The sequence below is a fragment of the Desulfurivibrio dismutans genome, assembly GCF_029210385.1.
Lineage (GTDB): Bacteria > Desulfobacterota > Desulfobulbia > Desulfobulbales > Desulfurivibrionaceae > Desulfurivibrio > Desulfurivibrio dismutans.
On record NZ_JARGDQ010000005.1, the window covers coordinates 102,545 to 126,295 of the forward strand.

Sequence of the window (23,751 nt, forward strand, 5' to 3'; positions counted from 1 at the left end):
ACCACCCGGTTACGGCCCCTGTCACCGGTTATGGCAGCGTTCTGGAGCGGCTTTCAGGTTGACAGACAAGGTGACACCTGGTAAGGGGAGAACCTCCTCTTAACAAAGATTTGGTGGCGGTCGAGCGGTTCCGTTCGGGGCAGGTTTATTACCTGCCCGGCTGTTTTCACGTACCAAATTATTGCCAATTGATCATAATTAAATAAATGCTGGTTTCATATTCCCATAATTTTCTTTTTGTGCATATCGCCAAGACTGGGGGGACCAGCATCCGGGCCGCTTTGCGCCGTTATCGTTGGGGCGGCTGGTATACCATTCCCCTGTGGCTGGCTAGTCAGGCCGATCAGCTGACCCGGCCGCGGCACAAGCTGGGGCTGAAATTCCCCCGGCACGCCAAGGCTGTTGCCGCCCATGAGATGCTGCCCGCCCCGGTGTTCCGGAATCTGTTCAAGTTCACCGTGGTGCGTAACCCCTGGGATTTGCAGGTGAGTTCCTTTTACCACATCCGGCGGGAAAAACCCCATGTGCTGGCGGGGGTAAAGACCTTCGAGGATTTTCTCAAGCTGAAATTCGATCCCCAGCGCCCCTATGACTACATGCTCGACGTCTCGGCCGAACTTCAGCATGAATACCTGATTGACCTGCGCGGCAACGTGATTGTCGACTTCATCGGTCGCTATGAGCGCCTGCAGGAGGATTTCAACACCATCTGCCGTCGCATCGGCATTACGCCCTTTAACCTGCCGCACCTGCGGCAGGCCAAGGAGCGGCGGGATTATCGCAGCTATTACACCGACGAGTTGGCCGAACTGGTGGCGCAACATTACCGCCGGGATATTGAGATTCTGAACTACCAGTTTGAACCGTCGGCGGCGCCTCCTCCTTGGGCCGAGCCGCAAAGTTGAGTCCGGTTTTGCCGAAAGTCGCAATTTTCATATCCTATTCCGGCGACGGCGGGGTGGAGAAGATGGTGGGCAATCTGGCCGCCGGTTTTCTGGCCGCCGGGGTGGCGGTGGATTTGATTCTGATTAAGGCCGGCGGCGGTCATTTGGCGGCTATTCCGCCCGGGGTGCGGATCATCAAGCTGAATGCCCGTACCTCGCTGTTCAGTTTGCCCTGGCTGATCCGTTATCTGCGGCGGGAACGGCCGATGGCGCTGCTGGCCGCCAAGGATCGGGCCGCCCGGGTGGCCCTGCTGGCCCGCCGGTTGGCCGGGGTTTCGACCCGGGTGGTGCTGCGGTTGGGCATGCACCTGAGCCAGTCACTGGCGGGTAAAACCCGATTGCAGAAGGCGCTGCGCTACTATCCGGTGCGCTGGTTGTACCCTTGGGCGGACGGCATTGTCTGTGTTTCTGAAGGGATGGCAGACGACCTGGCGGAAATCACCGGTCTGCCCCGTCGGCATTTGAAGGTGATCGCCAACCCCACGGTAACCCCGGAACTGCAGCGGTTGGCCGCCGAGGAGCCCGATGATGTATGGTTCAACGAGCCCGGTCCGCCAATGATCATTGCCGTCGGCCGGCTGACCCGCCAGAAGGGGTTTGATGTTTTGCTGCGGTCCTTCGCCCGTCTGCAGGAACAGCAGCCCAGCCGATTGTTGATCCTGGGAGAAGGGCGGGACCGGCGGCAGCTGGAGGAAGAGATCCGGCGGCTAGGGCTGTCCGGTCGGGTACAGATGCCGGGATTTGTCGATAACCCCTATGCCTACCTGGCCCGGGCCGACCTTTTTGTGCTCTCCTCCCGTTTTGAAGGTTCCCCCAACGCGCTTAAGGAGGCGCTGGCGCTGGGGACGCCGGTGGTGGCCACCGACTGTAAAAGCGGGCCGCACCAGATTCTGCAGGGTGGTAAATACGGACCGCTGGTACCGGTGGATGATCCGGAGGCGCTGACACAGGCCATGGCGCGGGTGCTGGCGGCGCCGCCGGATCGCGCGCTGCTGCCCCAGGCGGTGGCCGCCTACACCGTGGAAGCCAGCAGTAGGGCTTATCTGGCTGAGATGGGAGTTATTGAATGTTGACAAATAATTGACTCATCTGCTCTAATGGCCCGGCACCGCAAAAAATGTGACGGGAGCTTATCGCTTTTGATTATCAGCCATCGTAATCGCTTTATTTTTATCAAGACCCGCAAAACCGCCGGCAGCAGCCTGGAGATTGGCCTTTCCCGGGTATGCGGGCCGGAGGACCTGATTACTCCCTTAAGCGCTCAGCGGGGCGAGGAGGAGTTGCGGCGGCAAGAGGGTGGGGTGGGTCCCTGCAATTACCTCAAACGAATCCGGGAACATCGCGGCTTCAAGGAGTGGCGGCGGCTGTTGACCCGAGGCCAGCGGACCCAGTACGGCGAGCACAGCACCGCCCCAGAGATTCGTCGCTTGGTGGGCTCAGAGGTTTGGTCGAGCTATTATCGTTTCACCGTCGAGCGCAACCCTTGGGATCGGGCCCTGTCCCGTTACTGGTGGCAGAAACACCGCTGGGAAGAGAAGGGACGCCGCAACTTTCCCAGCCTGAGTGAATACCTGCAATGGCTGGAGCGTCACAAGCCCCATTGGCTCAGTAACTGGGGTCACTATACCATCGACGGCGAAATCGCCGTGGACCGGGTGCTGCGTTATGAAAATCTGGCCGAAGAGTTGGAGCGGTTGCGCCTCGATCTGGGAGTTGACGGCGACATCAGCCTGCCGTCTCGGCGCGCCAAAGGTGGCATTCGCCAAAACCGACAACCCTACGCCGAGGTTTTGAGTCAGACCGACCTGGAGCTGATTGCGCGCCTGTGCTGGCGGGAGATCGAGGCTTTCGGTTATCAATTTTGACAACCTTGCAAAACCCCGCCAGCCGCGTTGGCCGGTAATGCGATAACAAAGATACAGAAAGCGCTCCCGGTTGGCGCCGCTGCTTTGCGGTGCAACAATTTTAAAAGACTACTGCTTATTATTATGCCCCCCCTGGTACGAAAACGCGGTCCGTTGCGCCGCCTGCTGCAGATCTGCCGCCGCCGCTGGCGCCGCTGGCGAGCCGATATTCACCTGATTTCCTACCCCAAGTGCGGTCGCACCTGGCTGGCTCTGCTGATCGGTAAGTCCCTGGCGCTGCACCACGGTCTTAAGGTCCACAACCCGTTGCGCCTGCGCGATTTTGCCAAACCATGGCGTAATATCCCGTACATCTTGCAGCACCATGATGGCGGGCCGGAATTTCTCCAACCCGAAGAACTGGGCACCGACAAATCGGCTTATGCCGGGCGCAAAGTGATCTTCATGATCCGTGATCCGCGTGATGTGCTGGTCTCCTCATACTTTCAAAAGACCAAGCGCAATGCCAATTACCAGGGTACCATGGAAGAGTATGTACACGAACGCCGAGGTGGTATTGAATCAATCATCGAGTTCTACAACATTTGGGCCCGCAATCGGCAGGTGCCGGCAGATTTTCTCCTGATCAGCTACGAAGATCTGCATGCCGACCCCGCCGGTGAATTGCGGCGGGTGCTGGAGTTCATCGGTTACGGCGAGGTGAGCGAGGCCGTTGTCGAGGAAGCCGTGGAGTTCTGCCGTTTTGACAACATGCGCCGGCTGGAAGCCGGCAACGCCTTCGGTACCAGCGCCCTGTCGGCCCGGGAAGCCGATGATGAAGAAAGCTACAAGACCCGCAAGGGCAAGGTCGGCGGTTATGGGGACTATCTTAATGGCGAGGGGCTGGCTTACGTGGAAAAGGTGATCGGTGAACGGTTGGATCCCTTTTATTGGCGTTATATTGGCCCGGGACCTGCTGGCAAACCTGTAAAGGAGGATCTGTGACCAGGACCTTACCACGCCTGCCGGCCTGGTTTGCCAGGCCGGAGGATAGCCTGCAATGTTGGGCTGTTGGATCGGTATATGCGATGGCTTTTTTCTCGCCGTTAAGCACCTCTCTGGGGCAATTGGCGCATGCTTTTGTGCTGGTTGTCGCCTTGGTTTTTTTTGCCCGCCACTGGCAGGTTCTGATCCGCTCACCACTGATCTGGCTGGCACTCTTTTTTATTATTTATGTTATCACCAGGGGCAGTATCGCGGCAATTTATGAGCGCCCGGATTTAGCCGCTGAACAGTGGGATGGCGTCAGAACATGGCACAAAACCGCCATTGTGCCCATTATTTTGCTGGGTATGGGGCTGGCGGCGACGGGTAATTGGACCCGTCATTCTTTGGGGGCGCTGTTTGCTTTGTTGGTCGCTGTTGGCTTGAACCTCCTGGTCAATTTTTCGCCGGATGAATTTCTGGCTGCTTTACAGGGGCCTACCCGCTTTGAATTTGATCTTGGTTTTCGGGTGTCGGCCATTACGTTGCCCACCGCAATTTTAGGAGTGCTGGTTTTATCACCATACCTTTTGGCGCGTTTGGCTGAACAATCACGATTTCAAGGATGGGGCAGGCTGTGGCTCGTAATGCTGGGAGGATTGCTGAGCCTGGCAGCAATGGGCATGGTTGCGGCGTTGCTGGCCACTAAAAGCCGTAATGGTTGGTTGACCCTTTTAGTAGCACTCGCCGTAATGGTGCCTTTGGCACTGTGGTACTATCGTGCACAGTTGCTTTATTTCAATCGTGCGGCAATCACCAGTGTGCTGCTTTTGGTTATGCTGATTGGCGGATTGTTGTACTACAACTGGGAAGTTATTGAACAGCGCTGGCGGCCGGTTGCCGCTACCATTACCCAGGTTGTCGCACTTCCTTTCGGTGGAGATGTGGACAGTTTGAAAAGAGATTCAGTGGGGGTGCGGGTGGCCTACTGGGCTTTTGGTTGGGAGCGGTTTAAAGAGCGTCTCTGGTTTGGGTACGGAGCTGCCGACCAGCGTCACCTGACCGACGAGTACCCGATTCCCCATCAACTGAAAAACCGTGGCGATACATATCACAATTCACATCTCGACATCCTGCTGAGATTTGGCTTGGCGGGATACATTCCGGTGTTGCTGGTTGTGGTACTGGCGCTGCACGAGGCTCGTCGGAACCTGGTGCAAGGGGGAGCAGGTCGGGTTTTGGGCCTTTATGTTGTCGGGTTTACTGTGGCATTGGCCTTTTGGGCGATGAATGCGCAAATTATGCACCGTTTTGATGTGTCACAGTTGTACTCCATAATTATTGGTACCATGTGTGCCGGTCAGTTTGCCCGCCTTTTGTCCTCCGGGTCCGGGGCAAATGAAATAAATTACGTAAAAGGCCATCATTCATAAATGAGCAATTCGCAGCCTGAACAACCGCCGGATATCGTTTTATTCGGCATCTTCCGTTCCTGGGGTGGCACTTATCGTCGCCTGATGAACCAGATCCATGTCTGGTTGGCCATGGGTCTGCAGGTGGAACTGGTAACCTTCCGCGATGGGGAGATGTTTTATCCCGATGAAATGCCCGCGTCGGTGCGCCTGGTTCACCTGGACACCTCACACCGCCTGACCACCATTTTGGCCCTGTGGCGCTATCTACGTCGCCGTCAGCCGCGGGTGATTCTCTCGGTCAATCATATCAGCAACATGATTCTGGCCCGTACCGGCTACCTGCCGGGGGTAATAACCCGGCGTTACCTTAGTGTGCCAAACACCTTTGGGCAGTCGGAAAAGCGACTGGATTCACCCCGTAAGCGTGAGCAAAAATTTCGTGAAATTAGGGCGGCATATCCCAAGGCCGATGGCGTGATTGCGGTTTCCGACGGCGTACGCGATGACCTGCGCGATAATATCGGCCTTACCGGGGTGCATATTGAACGGATATACAGCGGTTCGGTGGCGCCTGGCAACCTGGCCCGGGCCAAAGAGTCGGTGGATCATCCCTGGCTGGTGAAGAAAGAATTGCCGGTGGTACTTTCCGTGGGACGACTGGTGCCTCAAAAGGATTACCCCATGCTGTTGCGCGCCTTTGCCCTGGTGGTAAAGGAGCACCCGGCCCGGCTGCTGATACTGGGCAAAGGGCGGGAGCAGCCGGCCTTGGAGCGATTGGCGGTGGAACTGGGGATCAGCCAATGGGTAGACATGCCAGGGTTTGCCGGTAATCCATATGCCTATATGGCCCGGGCCGATGTCTTTGCCCTTTCATCCCGCTGGGAAGGTTTGGTAAACGTGGTCATGGAGGCGCTGGGGGTGGGTACGCCCATTGTCTCCACCGATTGTCCTAGCGGTCCAAGGGAGATCCTGGCCGGCGGGCGTTACGGCATTCTGGTGCCAATGCAGGATGAGCAGGCCATGGCCGAGGGGATTTTGCGGGTTTTACGTGGCGAAGCGCCCCGATTTGACTACACTGAGGCGGTGCGTCCTTTCATGGCCGAGACCGCTGCCCGGGCCTACCTTGATTTTTTTGGTATCAAACCTCGGCGGGAGCCGGGTAATAACAGGCAAGCCTTAGCATGAGCCCATCTGCAACCTCTCCGGTAATCATCATCGGCATGCATCGCTCCGGTACCAGTCTGCTGACCCGGGTGCTGCAGCAGGCCGGTTTTTTCATGGGCCGCGGGACCAGCCGTAACGAAGAAGCGGCTTTTACCAATGCCATCAATGCCTGGCTGTTTCGTCAGGCCTCGGCCACCTGGGATTGCCCTGAATCCATGGACCTGCTGCTGGCCGACCAGGAGCTGCGGCCATGGTTGCGGGATTATATCGGCGGGATCATTCGTGGTCCTGCGGCTCTGCGCTTTCTTGGCCTCAAACGGGGCTTGCGGGGTGGTGGTTTGCCCGCTCAATGTACCCCCTGGGGCTGGAAAGACCCCCGTAACACTTTTACGTTGCCTCTGTGGCTGGAACTTTTTCCCGAAGCCCGGGTGCTGCATATTGTCCGTCATGGAGTTGATGTGGCCGCCAGCCTGCGCCGGCGGCGCCAGGAGGAATTTGCGGCGCGGGTCGCACGTTATCGAAGGCGACGCCGATGGACCTGGTTGAACCCCCTGGCCCCCAAACACCGAGGTTTCGGTCCCCAGGTGCGGTGCCGTACCTTGGAGGGTGGCTTTGAGCTCTGGCAGCTTTATGTGGAACGGGCGATGGAACACGTTCAATTTCTGGGGGGGCAAGCTCTTACCATAAAATATGAAGCACTGCTGACCGATCCCTTGCCCAATCTGCGCCAAGCGTTGGATTTCTGCGGTTGTGTGATGGATGAAAGCAGTCTGCGGGCGGTTGCGGCTGGTTTTCGTTCCGAGCGGGTACATGCCTGGAGCCGGCTGGAAGAATTGCGCGAGTTTACCGTTGGTCACCAGCCGACGCTGGCCATGTATGGTTACCCGGCTTTGCGGGAGAGTCAACTTGCCGAGGGAACAGCATGAGCCAGCCACCGGATCTTGCCATTTTTGCGCCGCTTAAGGCATGGGGGGGGATTGAACGTAAGATCATGATCCTGTGTCGGGAATTCCTGGCCCAGGGGGTGCGGCTACAGTTGATTCTGGCCCGGGGCGGGCAGGTGCCTTATCCCGATGAATTCCCCGCCGGGGTTGAGGTGGTAAGCCTCGACAACCGTGGCAAGCGGGACGGGGTGCTGAAAATGGCCCGCCATCTTCGCCATACCCGGCCGCGGGCTCTGCTGACCGCCAAAGATCATGCGGCCAAGGTGGCGCTGATCAGCCGTTACCTGAGTCGGGTGCAGGTGCCCATCTACGTTAAAATCACCAACACCCTCAGTGAAACGCTGCGGCGTCCATTCAAGCGTTATTCCGCCCGCTGGTTGTACAGCTATGCCGACAAACTGATTGCCGTCTCCAACGGGGTGCGCAGTGACCTGATTAACAACTTTGCCATTCCCCCCGAACAGATTGAGGTGATCTACAATCCGACGGTGACGCCGGATATCGCCCTGCGCTGCCGGCAGCCGGTTGCACACCCCTGGCTTGCCGACGATGGCCCGCCGGTAATCATGGGACTCGGGCGGCTTACTCCCCAGAAGGATTTTGCCACGTTGCTGCGAGCTTTTGCCCGGTTGCGCCAACACCGGCCGTGCCGATTGATTATCCTGGGGGAGGGACCGTTGCGGCCAGACCTGCATGCTACGGCGTGCGAGTTGGGGATCGAAGAAGACTTTGATCTGCCGGGCTACGTTCAGGATCCGATGCCCTGGCTGGCCCGGGCCGAACTTTTTGTCCTGTCCTCCCGCTACGAAGGACTGGCCAATGTGATCATCGAGGCGCTGGCGGCCGGCACGCCGGTGGTTTGCACCGATTGCCCCAGTGGTCCGGATGAAATTCTGTTGGGCGGCAGGCTGGGGCCCCTGGTACCCATCGGTGATGTGGATGCCATGAGCGAAGCCATGAACGCGGTGTTGACCTCTCCGCCGCCGGCCGGTTTGTTGCAGGAGGGTTTGGAACGTTTTCGCAGCGATAAAGTAGCAACGCACTATTTGCGGACCATGGGGTTGCGATAGGGGAATGCGTTTGCTTGGTAAAGTGCAAAAAGTTTTGAGGATGGCAACCTGATGGCCGGTGATGGGCTATTGGTGGTGATGCGACGCCGGTATGAGGTCAGGCGATCACTGACTCGCCTGCAATCTCTGATGCAGCCGGGAAGTTATCAGGTTTACCCTGGTGCGGCGCTGAGTCCGGCCGGGCCGGACGGGCAGTTGGACGACTACCAGCTTGCCCTGCAAGCAAATATGGCCGCCGGTTGTTCCAGGCCGACGCGCTGGGCCGCTGGCTGGTCATATAAAATAGCACCCCGATCAGGGGTGAGGGATTATCTGTATGATACCCTCATTCAGCGACGGGATTGGATTATCCTGGTAGCCAAGCGGCGGGACCACGTGCTGCGGTTGACTTCCCGGCCGGAGTTGGCGGCGCGCTTGACCCATAATGCCGAATGGTTGCGCCGTTCCTTTCCGGTGCCGTGGATTGAAGCGACTTCGGTGGGATTGGCGGGACTTTACGGGGTGCGTGAAGCCTTCGTGGCGGGTCAACCCATTCGCTCAGCCAAGTCGGAACAATGGGATTCGGTCTTCCGGCAACTGTTGGCCGCTTGCCAGAAGCATGTTGCCTGGCGGCAAGGAAGTTTCGATTATACCCCGGTGCTGGCGGAGTTGAGTAGCTGGCAAGTCCCCACCTGGTTGGAGCGGGCCCTTGGTAAATATCAGCAGGATATTAAAGATCTCCTGGATGGCTGTCCGCTGTTGGCCGGCCACAGTGACTGCCATAACGGTAATGTGGTGGTTCAGCCCGACGGCAACCTCATCCTGATCGATCTGGAACGGGTTCAGTCGTTGCCCTTCTTTTTCGACGCTCTTTCTCTGCTGCGCGGTTCCGGCAAGGTCAATGCCGCGTTGCGTCAGGCCTATCTGGCCGGACAATATGATGCTGAAATGGCGTCCCTTTGGGCGGCGGCAGGGCAGCCGTGGCAACCCCGGTGGCGGATTGCGGCCCTGCTGGCGATGACGGTGGCCCATGCCTTTCGACCCCAGTTTTGCGGTGCAACTTCCGAGCGGCGCCGGGAGAAGCTGATCGGAGCCGCCGATAAAATCCGCCACGACTGCAGAATGGACTAAAACATGAAACGCCTTGAACTCATCGGCCCTCCCGGAGTGGGCAAGACGACCATCCTGGGAGCCCTGCAGCAGGCCCTGCGTCGACAGGGGTGTGCGGTGCTGCCCGCCCGCTGGGTGCCGTTGATGGTTAAGCTTAAAGAGCAGCAGGCCGGTCCGGGGCAGCGGTGGCTTGAATCCTGGCTCTACGGCCGCCGCGGGTTGCAGCGCTGGATGCGTCACAAATACGAAAAAGAGATGGTGCGCGGGGAGTACAAGCGTTTGCGGGAGGCTGCCTCACCCTGGCCGGAATTCCTTGCCCATGGTTTGGCCAACAGCGCCTCGGCCGACGAGAATCCGGCTTTGCGGCTTGAACGCATGCTTAGCTTTATTCGTCAGGCCGCTCTGGCCCATGCCGTGGATCGCCTGCCCGGCAGAGAAGTGGTTTTGTGCGATGAAGGCCTGGCCCAGCGGGGGATCAGTTTGGGGCAAGGGGCCGATCCGGCGCTTGTCCAGACTTATTTCCGGCTCATGCCGCTCCCGGCGATGGTGATTAAGGTTACCGCCCCCGACGAGCTTATTCATGCCCGGTTGACCCAGCGTAACCAGGCGGTGCAGCGCTTTCACGCCATGGTGGAGCCAGCCCGGGCCATCAGTGAAGAGGGATGCCGTATTCTGGCCGAGCGGGGCGCTGTCGTGGCCGTGGTGAACACCGAGCAACCACCGGCCATGGCGGTGGCCGCGGCGGTCAGCTTGATTAAAGAGGATAAATGAGGGCAGGGCAAAATTGTCAACGTCGCAAAAAGCCGTGCCGCTGACTGGGCGCGCTTTGTAAGTACTAATTTTCACGTTACCGACCAATGCATTTGGCGGTTTTTTGCAAGGCCATCAAAATTTCCGGTCGGAATTATGCGCCCGAGGGGTTGCTGTCAAATCCCTCTTGGTCACGGTTCAAAAGTATAATCAAAATAGCTGATTTCTTTGCCGTACAGCGCTCCCACCAGTTCCCGGTCGCCTGGTCCGTAGTAATCCCGCCATGGTTTCCGGTAGTTGCGTCGCTTTTCCGAGGCGGTCAGTCTGACCTCGGGAAGTCCGACCCGTTCCATTGCTCTGGCAAAATCTTCCTGTAACTTCTCGTAACGGCCAATGAAATCCATCACCGGTTGATCGCCGATGGTGTACATGGGCCAGTTGTCATATTTGTCTCGGCCATGGACATCCCGTTTGGATTCACTCAAGTTGCGAATGTAGTTGCTGAATGAGGGCGCGTCGGCGCTCTCGCGGGTCAGGTAAAGATAGTCGGAAACCGCCCGCTCGTAAGGGTTACGTACGAAACAGAACTTGAAATAGCTGTGCCATTCTTCCGGAAAAGCCCGCTGTATATCGGTGGCGGTGGGGTGCCCGGATGAGGAGAGACCGAAGGCCTGTTTGTAGCGTCTCTTCACCGCCTTGTTTAATGAATCGCGCCAGCTCCGGCCCCGGAGCAGGCCCGAGGCCAGCTCCCGCAGACCGTGAGGCCGTACGGCCTCGCTCAGCGCCTGACGGTTAAAAAAACTGCGGTCGCGATAAAGTTCCTGGTAGCTTCCCAGAACGATATCGGTTGGACCCAGGTGCGGGGCAATGCTTACTTTCATGGAACTGCCGGCCACCTTGCGGCAGTGGACAAAGATAAAACGGTAACGGTGGCTGATGATCATAATAATTTCCTCGTGGGGTTATTGTGTCGCCACGGAAGCCTTAATTGTCGGTCAGCGGAGGGCCGCTTCCGGGTCCGACGAATAACCAAAAGCGGCAAAGTCTTCGCGGTACAGGCTGCGCACCGCGTCGATTGCCGGGCCGTCATAATATCGGTGAAAATCATCCCCTGATTTGGTCTTGTGGTCGTCCCAGCTTTTCACCCCGTCGGCCATTTGACGACCGTAAACTCGTTGTACCACCTTGGCCAGATCGGTATCAATTTTTTCCAGGTGCCCGATGAAGTCCAAACGGGAACGGTCACGGGGCAACAGGGCGACCTGTGGCGCCCAGTGTGGTCCTTCGTAAAGGGCCACACCTTTAATCTGCGCCAGGAAGTCAAGAAAGGTCAACGGCTGGCCATGTTCGTCGGTGGGGGAGGTCTTAAGGTTTTTGGTGGCCGGTTTGTTGCGGGTAATCTTGTCGAGGTAGGCTGAGAGCACGCGCCGGTATGGGTTGCGTACAAAGGTCAACTTGAAATATTCCCGCCAGGCAACCTGCGCCCGGCGGCGCCCCAACTCCCGGGGGTGGAGATAAGGGCCCGATTTGCTGCCGCTGATCTCTATTCCCTGACGCTCTTCTGCCGAAAGGTGCGGATCATAATGCACCAGGGTTTTGCCTACCGTGGAGTGGCCGGCTTTGGGAATCCGGTAAAAAACGAAGCGGTTGGCTTCGGAAACCAGAATCCGGCTGTTGACGCGGTGGCGCTGTACCCGGCCATCCAAAGAGTTCAATAGAGGATTGAAAAGCTCACTGAGCCGGCGCGACAGATGCATGTGTTGTGTCCTGAAGGATTTTGTTGCTCATTGTGGGCATGGTTCGGTGAAAAAGCTTATGGCAATTTTTCGGGATCATAATCGAAAAAGGCAAAATCTTTGGCGTAGAGTTCAGCCACTCGCTGTTTTTCATACTTGCCATAAAGTTCGTGCAGGTGTTTGTTCGCCTGTGTGGCATGATGCTGGCGGGTAAAGATCCTGGCTGAGCGCCCATAAACGATCCGGGTTAACCTCGGCAGATCTTCGGCCAGGTTTTCCATCTTGCCGATGAAGTTCAGTTCTTCCGGGGGCAGTGGGCAGATGTGGCTTTGGGGCATCCAGTGAATGTCGGCGTGGAGTCCGCCATCGTGCAAGTAATCACAAAAGCCGGCAAAAGAGAGATTTTTCGGTAGCCCCAGCCGCTGCGTCGTCGGCCCTTTGCGAATTTTGTACAAATAAGCTGAAGCCAGGCGGCTGTGTGGATTGCGTACGATAACCGCCTTGCAGTAGTTCTTGAGTACTTCCCGGGTGTCGTTACGGGACAAGCTGGAGGGACGCGTGAACAGTTTCATCATGTTTGGTTTGCGCAGCAGCAGCTTGCGTTCCCGGGGGTCCATGGTTTCGATGACATCGGAAGACGTCCCGCTTTCACATAACCACAGGGTGGTGAGTATGGTGGTATTGGCACATTTGGGGATACGAACGAAAAGGAAACGATGTTGGTGACTTATGGCGATACGGGCATCAATCGTCGGCACATCGGCACTTGCATGCACCGGGTGATCTGAGTGGTTCAGTCCGCAATGCCGATAGAATGGCTTCCAGCTGTAGCGAAACGAACGTATATGTCTGGAAAGCTTCTGAATGGCGGTTTGCACATTCCCTCCCTTAAGGGTAAGCAGCTAATGTATTCAAATACTAAAAATTACAGGCTGTTCGCAGTTCACAAAAACGATCTTTTATAGATTGTTGCGCTGGTTGTCAAACAATTATGGTGTTTGATCGACAACCGATGTGGAAATGCCATCTATGGTTTTGCCCGTTCAGTTACAGCCCGTGGCAGTTTAACGGGAGCCTGCTGCTTTTTAACTTTTTGTTTTTGCTTGACAAGCTGACTGGTAGTCGCTAGAGGATAGCCTGCCTGTCACCGTTTATCCACTGTATAGTTTCCAGCGCCGAGGAGGAAACATGAGGGTCCTGATATTGGTTGGTCGGTTTCATCCCAACCTTACAGAATGGGTTGCCGCGTTTCGTCAGGAAGGATGGAGTGTTTCTGTCATTGCCGGCGGTGGGGCCGTGAACAGGGTTCAGCGAGTAGAGCCGCGTATTATTCCCCCGAAGACAGTGAGCGAGACTCTGGCAAAGCAGATAGCCGAAGAGATTCAGCCTGACCTGGTTATCATCCGTAGCAAGAGTCATGAATTTCGACGTATTGTCAGGGCGGCCCGACGCCGAGGAGCATCCGCCATTTACTACGATCAGCGACCTTACCTTCGTCCTGCCGGCATCCGGGGATTCTATCGGGAAGTACGATTGGCTTTTAAGCGGGCCAGGCTTGGCCATCCCCGCGTAGGCATTACCACCACCCGTGGCCAGGGAGATGTGCCACGTCTCTGGCGCCACTGGGTTCGAGTCCCCATGCCGGTTCCAGACAGGGTGACTGAGCGGCCATATTTTCGGGACGGAATCCCTACGGTGTTAATGGTGGGGCGACTGGCCAATAAAAAGAAGCGACATTTGTGGGTGCTTGATGCTCTGGAGTCTTTCGGCGGGCCATATCGGCTGCTGGTGGCTGGGGCCGGTGATGACAGTCACACGACAACTCCCGGTAAAAGGAGTCGTGAATACTACGAGCAAGTGCGAAAAACCCTGAACGCCCCGCAGCACCAAGGCAAAGTGCAACTTTTGGAGGATATTCCCCACGAGTCGATGCCGGAGCTTTATCAGCAGGCCGATATTTTCGTGTTACCATCAACCAAAGAGTTATTGGGGATTTCTATTGTTGAGGCGATGGCCCAAGGTTGTGCCGTGGTGGCTTCCAGTGGGGCCGGAGCCACAGGATATATGACTGATGGCAAGGATGGGCTGATTTTTGCAAGTAGTTCATACGGGGAGTTTCGGGATTCTTTGCGCAGGCTGTTGGCTGATGCCGATTATACTCGTTCTTTAGGGCAGAACGCTGCCACAACCATCCGCGAACATCACCGGCATGCAGATTTTGTCGATCAAATCAAAAAAACCGCCGGCTTTTGACCTATTTAGCGCAGGAGAGTTATATGGGAGATTTTCGATCATGGCTGTGCCGTACAGCTGAAAAAAAGGCCGCCAAGCTGGCCCGAAAATCAGCCTTGGAAGGATTGTTTGCGGGTTTGCTGGAGCAGTACTGTCGGTTGCACGAAGCCCATGGTGGCGCGAGGTTTCTCCAGATCGGGGCCAATGATGGTAAAACCAATGACCCCCTCTTTCCCTGCATCAAGAAGTTCAGGCTTGCAGGGATTTGCGTGGAGCCACTGCCGGAAGCCTTTGAGATACTGCGTGAAACGTACCGGGAACATTCGAACGTCGTCCTGGTGCAGCGGGCCATAGGATCCAGCGAGGAGATGATGAAGCTGTATGTGGCGGGTCTGCCTGAAAACGCAACGGTTGCGGAGCGTCTGGATGCTTCCCGGAAGGCGACATTCTCAAAGGAAAGTGCCATCGCCAAAACAAAAAAGGAATGTGGACTGGGTAGTGATCAGGAAGTCGAGGCCAGGCTTGAGATTTGCCATGTAAAGACCACGACGTTGCCGGGCTTGCTGGCGGAATATGGCCATCCCAGGGTGGATATTCTGCAAATTGATGCCGAAGGCGAGGATTGGAATATTCTTCAGCAGGTGGCGGTATTGCCGGCGCTCCCATCCCTGGTGAATCTCGAGCATAAAGGATTGAGCCAAAAAGCTCGGCATGAGATGCACACCTGGTTTGCCAGGGCCGGGTATTTGTGGTTTGAACATGGCCGGGATACCTGCGCTCTGCGGCCTGCTCTGGCCGGTATTTCTTGAGGCGACGGCTATGGAACCAAATGTTGCCACAGCAGACACCACCCTCAAGGTAAGTCAACAATGAGCCGGCATTTGGCATTGCTGTTTGCCACCTCTGGTCACAGCGGGGTTGACCGGGTGGTACAGAACCTGCTGCCGGAATTTGGTCGTACTCCTCACCGCTTTGACCTGCTGCTGATTCGGGGACATGGGCCCTACCTCGATACGGTGCCGGACAATATCAGGGTGATTCGGTTGCCGGTGGGCAGTAAAAAGACGGTGCTGCCGTGCCTGTTCTGGTACTTGTGGCGCCATCGGCCCGAGGCGATGCTGACCGCCAACCATGAACTCAACCGGGCCTTGCTGCTGGCGCGCAGGATTACCGGGGTGCCGACGCGGGTGGTGATCCGCATGGGGATGTCGGTGAGTGCCAAGGGCCGAGATTTGCAACCGGCACAACGCGATGCCCTGTTCGCCTCCATGCGACGCTGGTATCCCCTGGCGGATGCAGCCGTTACCCCGTCACAGGGGGTGGGTGATGATCTGGTGAAAATTGCCGGAGTGCAACCCGGACGTCTGTCGGTGATCCGTAACCCCATTGTTAATGAGCGCTTTTTCCAGCTTGCCGAGGAGCCGGTGGAGCATTCATGGTATGGCGATACCGATTGGCCGGTGATTCTGGGGGTTGGCTCGCTGGAGCCGCGTAAGGATTTTACCACCTTGATTAAGGCCTTTGCCGTGGTGCGGGCCGAGCGGCGCTGTCGGTTGATTATCCTTGGCAAAGGCCGACAAAGGTCCGACTTGCTGGCCTTGGCTGCGCAACTTGGCGTGGCAGAAGATGTAGATCTGCCCGGTTTTGATCCTAATCCGTATCGGCACATGCGTCGCGCCGGATTGTTTGTGCTGGCGTCGCAGAGAGAGGGGGCTTCCGCCGTGGTGGTGGAGGCACTGGCCTGTGGGACTCCCGTGGTGTCGACGGATTGCCCCAGCGGACCGGCTGAGACCCTGGCCAACGGGCGTTATGGCCGGTTGGTGCCGGTGGGGGATGTTGCAAAGATGGCTAAAGCGATTAATGCTACCCTGGATTATCCGCCCGATCCTGATTATTTGCGACAGGCGGTTGTCGCCAATCGCACGGAAGTTGTTGCTCGTCGTTATCTCGCCGCTTTGGGTGTAAGTGATTAAAACACGACATCTTAAAGAGATCGGCGGCGTTTTTTTGGGGTGATAGCATGAGAGGTTGTCGCTGGTGACTGGCGGGGCGAAAACAATCTTCTGATTGACAATCTACCCGGAAGCAGCTAAGAATCGACGCGGCTTTTTGCAATGCCGACAATTTTGGGGCAAAATCTGCCAGACTCCTTTTTTGCTTTCCCCGTGAGCTCCCCATGCCCCGCCGGAGCGAGTCAAATTAAATAATTACACCCATTTTTGATTTTATGAAAAGCCCCAACACCGTCCCCTATCGGGGAAAAATTAACAGTGAATTACGGCAAAAACTGCTTGGTCAGAAAAGTATGGTTATGTGGTTTACCGGCCTTTCCGGATCCGGCAAATCCACCATCGCCCATGCGGTGGAAGAAAAACTGTATGAGCTGGGCCGCCTGTCCTATGTGTTTGATGGTGATAATGTCCGTCATGGTCTGTGCAGCGATCTGAGCTTTTCCCCCGAGGGGAGGGCGGAGAACCTGCGCCGGATCTCGGAAATGGTCCGGCTCTTTCTCGATGCCGGAATTATCTGCCTGACAGCCTTTATTTCCCCCCTGCGGGCCGACCGCCAAAAGTGTCGAGAGTTGATCGACTGCGGCCGTTTTTTCGAGGTTTATGTCAAGTGTTCCTTGGACGAATGTGAAAGGCGGGATGTCAAAGGCCTGTACAAAATGGCCCGGCAGGGTAAGATCAAGAATTACACTGGAATTTCGGCCCCTTATGAAGAGCCCCAGGAGCCGGATCTGGTGTTGGATACCTGTGAGCAATCGCTTGAAGAGTGCGTAGATGCCACTGTTGACTTTATTATGGCCAAGATGCACGGCACCCGATGAGCGATGAACATCTGGCCGACCGCCGGTTTGACCTGGGCCGGGATGGGATTCTTTATACCAAAAGGGTTTTCCACCGGTACCCCGGCAAACGGGCGTTGGTTCATGGTCAGCTCAACGGTGTGCCGGTGGTGGCCAAGTTCTATGTGGCGCCGGTGGCACAGGCCTATGAATGGTACCGCGGGCTCCGTGGCACCAAGGCATTGATCCGGTCGGGGGTGGCGACTCCGGCCCTTCACTATGCGGGTTATCGCTCCGAGGTCAGTGCCTGGCTGACGGTTCAGGAGTGGATCGAGGCCGACGAGTTTTGGCCGCCGGCGGAAGATGAGCACAGCGGTGCGGCGCATGCCCGTCTGATTCAGACCCTGGTCACTCATCATCTGGCGGGAATCATTCAAAACGATCTCAACTGGCTGAACTTCATTCCCCACCAGGGGAGCCTTTACGCCATTGATGGTGATCGGGTCCGCCGCCAGCGTTCGCCTCTTGGCCCAAGGCAGGGTTTGGGGCATCTGGTTCGGCTCTATGCCTCAAAGAGCAAGTTGCCCGAAACCACGGTGCGGGAAGGTTTTCGGCAATACATGGAGCTGCGCCGGTGGTCTTTCGGCAGTGTCGACGAGGAGCGCTTCATCGCCCGGGTTCAGCGGGCCCGGCGGCGGCATGCGGAAGAGGTCGCTCATCGCGCCTGTCGGGGCTGGAAACATTACCCGCGAAGACGGCATGATGGGTTCACGATTATTCGTGACCGTCGCTGCCTCGACCAGGCTCAAGCCCGCCGCTTGCTGGCATCCCTGCGTAAAGAATCCGAAACGCAACCGAACGGTGGCACCATTGAGCAGGATGGCCGGACCGTGCGCTGGCAGCCCATTGGTGAGATTCCTGATCGTATTTCGCCGGTGCAGCAGTGGCTGAATGGCCGCAGGGCCTGCCATACCTGGGTGGCGCTGCTTACCGCTCATCGTTTGGGGCTTTTTACAGAGCGTCACTTGGCGCTTATCCTGCCCGGCCTTGTGACCAGGGGAGCGGTGGCCACCGTAATGGTGCAAAAGGCGATTGGCGCCAGTCCTCTTCCCGACTGTCTGCATGACATGGATACTGAAGATTTGACCAACCTGCTGGGGCAGCTTCATGACCGGCTTGCGGTCATGAAGGCAAGCCGGATCACCATTGGCCCTGCCGGTCTGTCTGCTTTCGGCTGGGACGGCCGGCGGCTGCATATCATCGACGCCCTGGCCATTGAGTTGTATCCTCTCCGGCGCTCCGGCTTTACAGGCCATTGGCGTTGTTTTCTTGAGGAATTGCAAAAGGATCTGGTTGCCGCCGGGGTAGTTCCGTCTGAATTAACTGTTTTTGCACCAATTGTTCAAGCGGAGCTGCACGTGGATTGATGCAAAGCCAGTTCACTGCTGTTGCCCCGGATAAGCTTGCACAAGAATGCCCGCTTTCCCCTCATGGAAAAGCGGGGAAAAGCGGGCATTTTTAGCGGCATCTAGTTGATGCCGGTTATTGCTGTGGGGTGAGCGATGGGACTTGAACCCACGACCTCCGGGGCCACAACCCGGTGCTCTAACCAACTGAGCCACGCCCACCACAGGTTTCCGGAACCATCAGCCGGGGCGAACGGTGCCGGAAGGTTATTTATATAGCTAATGCCTCCCGGTTTGGCAAGGGAAAATCTGTTTAGTACCGATAACCGCAATGTTTACAGGTCGGAGCCTGGCTTTTGATGATTTCGGCACAATTGGGACATTCCTTCTTGTACATGGCTTTAAGCATGGTGCCGATGGCCAGGTTAACCTCCTGTTCCAGTTCGGGGTTGCGGAATTTGTGGTTGCGCAGGGGATCCAGACAGGAAAGGTCCTGAAATTGGGCCAGCAATTCACAGGCCTGTTTGCGGATGGCCAGGTCGGCATGTTCATCGGTGAGCAGATAAATTACCGGGGCCAGGTCGCCGGCCTCGACGCAGCCGTCCAGTTTGGCCGCCGCCTCCTTTTCCCTGGCGTGGCGCTGGTTTTGTTGTTGGAGGGCTTCAATATTTACCTCCAGTCCCTTGAAAGCCTGCTGGCCCCCCACCATCATGGCTTCGCCTTTTTCATTGCCGGGGCAGAGAATATAGCGACAGGAAGCGGCATGGCCGTAGCGGTCTTCAAATTCCTGCCAGCTTTTCACGTACAGTGAGCACTCGTCGTTAAGACATATAAAGAGAATGTCGGAGCCCCAGCCCAGACCGTCGCCGACATGAAATGGCGGGGCCTGACAGCAGGACAGCTGTTGCCGGCAGTGGGGGCAGTAATGTTCCTCCTGCGCCAGGCGCAGGCAGCGTTCGGTGCGATCTTCGATCATCTTGGTTACTCCTTGGGGTATTGAAAAAAATGGGGACTTCACCGCAGTGGCGGGCAGGGCAGCCCGGGACAACCAGGGGGCGCTCCGCCACGACGGTGGGTCGATTGCGGTCGAACTTGGACCCAGTGAAGGTAATGCACAAAGGTCGCGGGGTCAATGCGAAGTGGTAAAATTGATGGCCATGCCAAAACCGCCAAGCGTGTTGGCTGGTAAGGAGAAAACCGGCCGTTGCCAAGCGTGCCTAGTAGCGACGACGCTTTTGGGGGTGTCGACAAAATCGCCGGTGCCATCATAATTGATGATGTCGCAAAAAGTCCGTCCATGGACTTTTTGCTCCCCGGAAAGCGGAAACGCGGTTGCCGCTTTCCTTACAAATCAATAGCTTACACAACAATCTATTGATTTGCGCGCCCATCCATGGGCGCGTTGATGACTTCTTGCGAAGTCATCATAATTATGCCGGTACCGATCGGGAACGTATTGTGTTTTGCCGTTTTTGCTTCCCTGAACGGCGGGCTCGGCGGGTGGCGGATTTTGCTGTGAGCGTCAAAATTCATTGACTTTTCGCCCGCCCCTCAGTAAGTATTACTTCTTTGACAGCCCTGGCAAGAGCCAAGAGGAAAACCCTCGGCGGCCCTGGATTGCCGGGGCTGTTCTCCGTTCAGAGGTTCTGTTAAACTGGTTCCGTGATTTATGCGCAAGCTGCGGCCGGCAAGTGGTGCTGAGTTGCCCGGCAAATTAAGACCAACCCCGGTCTACTGGCGGTTATCGGTCAGGTCAGGCTGAGTTTTTGGAGTTAAAGAAGAGAATTTATGGCTAAGAAAGAAAGCTCCCGGTATGCCGAGGCCGGGGTTGATATTGACAAAGGCAATGAGTTCGTTGAACGCATCAAGCCCATGGTTGCTTCTACCTTCCGTTCCGGGGTACTGACCGGCATCGGCGGATTTGGCGGGCTTTTTGCCCTGGGCAGCGGCAAGTACAAGGATCCGGTGCTGGTTTCTTCCACCGACGGGGTGGGGACCAAGCTGTTGATCGCCCAAATGTGTAATCGGCATGATACCATCGGTATTGATTTGGTGGCCATGTGTGTCAACGATATTGTGGTTTCCGGGGCCCAACCGCTGTTTTTCCTGGATTATTTCTCCTCCGGCGGTTTGGATTTGGAAGTGGCCGCCGCCGTGGTGCAGGGGATTGCCAAGGGCTGTGAAATTTCCCGCTGCTCCCTGATCGGTGGCGAAACCGCTGAGATGCCCGGCATGTATTCCCCCGGTGAGTATGACCTGGCCGGCTTTGTGGTGGGTATCTGCGAGCGGGACAAAATCATCGACGGCTCCGATATCCGGGTGGGGGACACCCTGATCGGTCTGGCCTCCAGTGGGGTGCACAGCAACGGTTATTCGCTGGTCCGCAAGATCTGCTTTGAAGAGATGAAGCTTTCGGTCAATGATCACATCGAAGAATTTGGTTGCACCCTGGGTGAGGAACTGCTACGGCCCACCCGGATTTACACCGAGCCGCTGCTCAATCTGATCAAGAATTTCAGGGTTAAGGGGCTGGTGCATATCACCGGCGGCGGCATCATCGACAACCTGCCGCGGGTGTTGCCCAACGGCTGTAAGGCGGTGCTGGACGGCAAGAGCTGGGAGGTGCCGCCGGTTTTTGAATTTTTACGGCAAAACGGCAAGGTGTCGGCGGAGGAAATGTGCCGGACCTTCAACAACGGCATCGGCATGGTGGTGGTGGTGGACGCCAAGGAGGCCGACGATGTACGGATGCAGTTGCAGGCGTTGGGGGAGAAACCCTTTGTAATCGGGGAAATCGCCGCCCGGTCGAAGAAGAAAAAAGATGAGCCGCTGGTAGAAATTGACTGCGATTAATTTTTGTTTTTAGGTTTGGTACCTTGTAAAAGGCGGTTTCCGGTTGACGGAACAACCGCCTTTTTTATTGCCCGGGCTGGCAGTCTTCGGGGCTGCCTTTGATTTTTGCCAGGGCGTGGGGCAGGGCGGGCAGCAGAACCTCGATATTTTCCAGCGCCGCCCGGCGGCTGCCCGGCAGGTTGATCAGCAGGCTTTCTCCCCGGATGCCGGCCAGCCCCCGCGACATTACGGCATGGGGCGTTTTGGCAAAGCTGGCGGCCCGCATGGCCTCGGCCATGCCGGGAATTTCCCGCTCCAGCAGGGGAAGGGTGGCTTCGGGGGTAACATCGCTGGGGGTCAGGCCGGTGCCGCCGGTGGTGATGATCAGGTCGATTTTGTCCTGGTCCACCCAGTTCTGCAGCACCCGGTGGATCTCTTCGATCCGGTCGGGGACCAGGGTGTGGGCGGCCACTTTGAAGCCGTGGGCGACCAGCAGTTCGCGCAGGGCCGGGCCGCTGGTGTCTTCCCGCTCGCCTCTGGCTCCTTTGTCGCTGGTGGTGAGTACGGCGCAGGTATAAACAGTCATGTGTTTTCCTTATTATTGTGCCGGGGTTGCCGGTTCTTGGCTGCTTAATTATGACAGCCAGGCCAAAAAACGCCAAAAGTGTTGGCCAGTAACGCGAAAACAAACAGTTACAGTGCGTGCCCGATCGGCGTAGTATAGGCGACGCATGACAAGTCATGCCGGGGTCATGTTATTCGGGAACAACCGGGTAAGTCAAGCACCTTAGCCTCAGGCAGGGCCACGTTCAAGCGCGATGCGATTTTGAAGGACACTTGTCCCCGCAGTTAAGGTGCTTGACTTACCGCCGCGGCCTGCTAATTTGTTGGTCGTTCAGCAGCACCGATCTGCCAGCCTTTTGGACCAAGGTACAACTCTATGTCCCAACTATCCATCCAAGCCGGCCAAACCGGAACCATCGCCCGTTCCGCCGCCGTGGTCAGTTTTGCGGTGCTGTGCAGCCGAATTCTGGGACTGGTGAGGGAGCAGGCCTTTGCTGTCCTCTTTGGGGCCGGTTATACCTTCGACGCCTTTGTGGTGGCCTTTCGGATTCCCAACATGCTGCGGGATCTCTTTGGCGAAGGGGCCCTGAGCGCTGCCTTTGTCGCCGTTTTTGCCGCCTACAACGAAAAGGGTGAAAAGGAAACCTGGCGATTGGCCAGCAATGTACTGGTTTTTTTCGGGCTGTTTTTGAGTGTTCTCACCCTGGTGGGGATTTTTGCCTCGGAACACCTTGTTCGCCTGCTGGTCCAGGATGACTACGTCCAGGTGCCGGGCAAGGTAGAGCTGACCGCCCGACTCACGGCCATCATGTTTCCCTTTTTGACCCTGGTTTCCCTGGCGGCGGTGGTGATGGGGGTGCTCAATACCAAGGGACGGTTTTTTGTGCCGGCCATGGCCGGGAGTTTTTTCAACCTCGGGGCCCTGGTCGGAGGCGTGTCTCTTTCCCTGCTCATGCCCCGCTTTGACCAGCCGGCCATCGTCGGGATGGCCATCGGGGTGCTGATCGGCGGGGTACTGCAGTTGGTCTGCCAGTTGCCGACCCTGTACCGTACCGGTTTCCGTTTTACCCCCCACCTTGACCTGTGTGATCCGGGACTTAAGCGGATTTTGTTACTGATGATGCCGGCGGTCATCGGCCTGGCGCCGTTGCAGTTCAACATCGTAATCAATACCTATTTTGCTTCCTCCCTGGCCGAGGGCACTCTCTCCTGGCTTAATTACGCTTTTCGCCTTTTCTGGCTGCCGGTTGGGCTTTTCGGGGTGGCTCTGTCGGTGGCCACCATGCCGGTGGTTTCTCGCTTTGCCGCCCAGCGTGACATGCCCAACCTGAAAAGCACCTATGTCTCTTCGCTGACCATGGCCTTTTGTTTAAGCGTACCGGCCTCGGTGGGGCTGATTCTGCTGGCCCGGCCCATCGTCCGGGTGATCTTTCAGCATGGCCGCTTTGATGTGGCGGCAACGGTGGGTACCGCCGAGGTGCTGGCCTGCTATGCCGTGGGGTTGTTTGCCTATGCCGCGGTCAAGATCATGGTGCCGGTTTTTTATGCCCTGGACCGGCCCCGCTATCCGGTGATCGGCAGCTTTCTGACCATGCTGGTCAACCTGTTGATCATTCTGGCCGTTCTCGAGCACCTGGAACACCGGGCCCTGGCCCTGTCCATCTCGGGGGCGATGACGGTCAACTTCATCTTTTTGAGTGCCATGCTTTATCGGTTGATGGGTGGTTATCCCCTGGTCGAACTGGCCCGCGGGCTGGGCAAGATTGTGCTCGCTTCCATGTTGATGGCCGTCTGGCTTTACGGTCTGCAGCGGCTGCTGTTCCCCGGCGGGCTCACCGAGGACCGGTTGCTGCTGGATATCGCGGCGGTGGCGGTCTGCATCGGCAGCAGCGCTTTGTTGTACGGGCTGGTTTTGCACCTGTTGAAACTGGAAGAGATGAACCTGCTGGTTCGGCGCTTGCTGCGGCGTTAGTCGCGCCCGATCAGATA

22 protein-coding genes and 1 tRNA gene are annotated in these 23,751 nt (G+C 57.1%); 17 read left to right on the forward strand and 6 right to left on the reverse strand.

Annotated elements, in window-relative coordinates; all coding sequences use genetic code 11:
• Positions 1-206: 206 nt before the first annotated feature.
• The 10 genes from P0N66_RS07265 (at position 207) to P0N66_RS07310 (ending at position 10,225) form a co-directional block, all read left to right on the forward strand.
• Positions 207-905 (forward strand): sulfotransferase family 2 domain-containing protein, encoded by a 699-nt coding sequence (locus P0N66_RS07265; RefSeq protein WP_275803829.1) that lies wholly within the window; start codon positions 207-209, stop codon positions 903-905.
• Between the two features lie 8 nt (positions 906-913).
• Positions 914-2,017 carry a glycosyltransferase gene (locus tag P0N66_RS07270; protein WP_275803831.1) on the forward strand — a complete coding sequence of 368 codons (1,104 nt, stop codon included), beginning with the start codon at positions 914-916 and terminating at the stop codon, positions 2,015-2,017.
• A gap of 66 nt (positions 2,018-2,083) precedes the next feature.
• Positions 2,084-2,809 carry a sulfotransferase family 2 domain-containing protein gene (locus P0N66_RS07275; protein WP_275803833.1) on the forward strand — a complete coding sequence of 242 codons (726 nt, stop codon included), beginning with the start codon at positions 2,084-2,086 and terminating at the stop codon, positions 2,807-2,809.
• A 123-nt stretch (positions 2,810-2,932) separates the two neighbouring features.
• The gene (locus tag P0N66_RS07280) at positions 2,933-3,793 is read left to right on the forward strand and encodes a sulfotransferase domain-containing protein (protein WP_275803835.1); all 861 of its coding nucleotides are present in this window, start codon (positions 2,933-2,935) and stop codon (positions 3,791-3,793) included.
• Positions 3,790-5,205 carry an O-antigen ligase family protein gene (locus P0N66_RS07285; protein ID WP_275803837.1) on the forward strand — a complete coding sequence of 472 codons (1,416 nt, stop codon included), beginning with the start codon at positions 3,790-3,792 and terminating at the stop codon, positions 5,203-5,205. The genes P0N66_RS07280 and P0N66_RS07285 overlap by 4 nt, the downstream gene beginning before the upstream one ends.
• On the forward strand, positions 5,206-6,372 hold the full coding sequence (locus P0N66_RS07290) for a glycosyltransferase (RefSeq protein WP_275803839.1): 1,167 nt from the start codon (positions 5,206-5,208) through the stop codon (positions 6,370-6,372).
• Positions 6,369-7,277 carry a sulfotransferase family protein gene (locus P0N66_RS07295; RefSeq protein ID WP_275803841.1) on the forward strand — a complete coding sequence of 303 codons (909 nt, stop codon included), beginning with the start codon at positions 6,369-6,371 and terminating at the stop codon, positions 7,275-7,277. Before P0N66_RS07290 ends, P0N66_RS07295 begins: the two co-directional genes overlap by 4 nt.
• Positions 7,274-8,365 carry a glycosyltransferase gene (locus P0N66_RS07300; protein ID WP_275803843.1) on the forward strand — a complete coding sequence of 364 codons (1,092 nt, stop codon included), beginning with the start codon at positions 7,274-7,276 and terminating at the stop codon, positions 8,363-8,365. The genes P0N66_RS07295 and P0N66_RS07300 overlap by 4 nt, the downstream gene beginning before the upstream one ends.
• A 300-nt stretch (positions 8,366-8,665) precedes the next feature.
• Complete coding sequence (locus P0N66_RS07305; RefSeq protein WP_275803846.1) at positions 8,666-9,475, forward strand: phosphotransferase; 810 nt, start codon at positions 8,666-8,668, stop codon at positions 9,473-9,475.
• A gap of 3 nt (positions 9,476-9,478) precedes the next feature.
• Positions 9,479-10,225 carry a hypothetical protein gene (locus P0N66_RS07310; protein ID WP_275803848.1) on the forward strand — a complete coding sequence of 249 codons (747 nt, stop codon included), beginning with the start codon at positions 9,479-9,481 and terminating at the stop codon, positions 10,223-10,225.
• Between the two features lie 170 nt (positions 10,226-10,395).
• Here P0N66_RS07310 and P0N66_RS07315 read toward each other — a convergent pair whose 3' ends face one another.
• From P0N66_RS07315 to P0N66_RS07325, 3 genes are read right to left on the reverse strand one after another with little or no spacing between them, the layout of a single operon-like run.
• Positions 10,396-11,148, reverse strand: coding sequence for a sulfotransferase family 2 domain-containing protein (locus P0N66_RS07315; RefSeq protein ID WP_275803850.1), 753 nt, complete (start codon positions 11,146-11,148; stop codon positions 10,396-10,398).
• A 51-nt stretch (positions 11,149-11,199) separates the two neighbouring features.
• Positions 11,200-11,961: a sulfotransferase family 2 domain-containing protein gene (locus P0N66_RS07320; RefSeq protein ID WP_275803852.1), complete on the reverse strand. Its 762-nt coding sequence runs from the start codon at positions 11,959-11,961 to the stop codon at positions 11,200-11,202.
• Between the two features lie 56 nt (positions 11,962-12,017).
• A complete protein-coding gene (locus P0N66_RS07325; RefSeq protein ID WP_275803854.1) occupies positions 12,018-12,818 on the reverse strand; it encodes a sulfotransferase family protein in 801 nt (266 codons plus the stop codon).
• A gap of 310 nt (positions 12,819-13,128) precedes the next feature.
• Here P0N66_RS07325 and P0N66_RS07330 point away from each other — a divergent pair, with 310 nt between their 5' ends.
• The 5 genes from P0N66_RS07330 (at position 13,129) to P0N66_RS07350 (ending at position 18,387) form a co-directional block, all read left to right on the forward strand.
• Positions 13,129-14,193 carry a glycosyltransferase family 4 protein gene (locus P0N66_RS07330; protein ID WP_275803856.1) on the forward strand — a complete coding sequence of 355 codons (1,065 nt, stop codon included), beginning with the start codon at positions 13,129-13,131 and terminating at the stop codon, positions 14,191-14,193.
• A gap of 23 nt (positions 14,194-14,216) precedes the next feature.
• Positions 14,217-14,981: an FkbM family methyltransferase gene (locus P0N66_RS07335; protein WP_275803858.1), complete on the forward strand. Its 765-nt coding sequence runs from the start codon at positions 14,217-14,219 to the stop codon at positions 14,979-14,981.
• Positions 14,982-15,041: 60 nt separating this feature from the next.
• Positions 15,042-16,145 (forward strand): glycosyltransferase, encoded by a 1,104-nt coding sequence (locus tag P0N66_RS07340; RefSeq protein ID WP_275803860.1) that lies wholly within the window; start codon positions 15,042-15,044, stop codon positions 16,143-16,145.
• Between the two features lie 254 nt (positions 16,146-16,399).
• Entirely contained in the window at positions 16,400-17,002 is a 603-nt protein-coding gene (gene cysC, locus P0N66_RS07345) for an adenylyl-sulfate kinase (protein ID WP_275803862.1), read from the forward strand.
• Entirely contained in the window at positions 16,999-18,387 is a 1,389-nt protein-coding gene (locus tag P0N66_RS07350) for a BUD32 family EKC/KEOPS complex subunit (RefSeq protein ID WP_275803864.1), read from the forward strand. Before cysC ends, P0N66_RS07350 begins: the two co-directional genes overlap by 4 nt.
• A gap of 124 nt (positions 18,388-18,511) precedes the next feature.
• On the opposite strand, the gene P0N66_RS07355 is transcribed toward P0N66_RS07350, so the two are convergent.
• Positions 18,512-18,588 (reverse strand) — tRNA-His (locus tag P0N66_RS07355).
• A gap of 91 nt (positions 18,589-18,679) precedes the next feature.
• The gene (locus P0N66_RS07360; protein WP_275803866.1) at positions 18,680-19,342 is read right to left on the reverse strand and encodes a zinc ribbon domain-containing protein; all 663 of its coding nucleotides are present in this window, start codon (positions 19,340-19,342) and stop codon (positions 18,680-18,682) included.
• Between the two features lie 812 nt (positions 19,343-20,154).
• Between P0N66_RS07360 and purM the strand changes: the two genes are divergently transcribed.
• On the forward strand, positions 20,155-21,219 hold the full coding sequence (gene purM, locus P0N66_RS07365; protein ID WP_275803869.1) for a phosphoribosylformylglycinamidine cyclo-ligase: 1,065 nt from the start codon (positions 20,155-20,157) through the stop codon (positions 21,217-21,219).
• A 64-nt stretch (positions 21,220-21,283) separates the two neighbouring features.
• On the opposite strand, the gene P0N66_RS07370 is transcribed toward purM, so the two are convergent.
• A complete protein-coding gene (locus P0N66_RS07370) occupies positions 21,284-21,784 on the reverse strand; it encodes a MogA/MoaB family molybdenum cofactor biosynthesis protein (protein WP_275803871.1) in 501 nt (166 codons plus the stop codon).
• A 354-nt stretch (positions 21,785-22,138) separates the two neighbouring features.
• Here P0N66_RS07370 and murJ point away from each other — a divergent pair, with 354 nt between their 5' ends.
• Positions 22,139-23,734: a murein biosynthesis integral membrane protein MurJ gene (gene murJ / locus P0N66_RS07375; protein WP_275803873.1), complete on the forward strand. Its 1,596-nt coding sequence runs from the start codon at positions 22,139-22,141 to the stop codon at positions 23,732-23,734.
• The last annotated feature ends 17 nt before the right edge of the window (positions 23,735-23,751 follow it).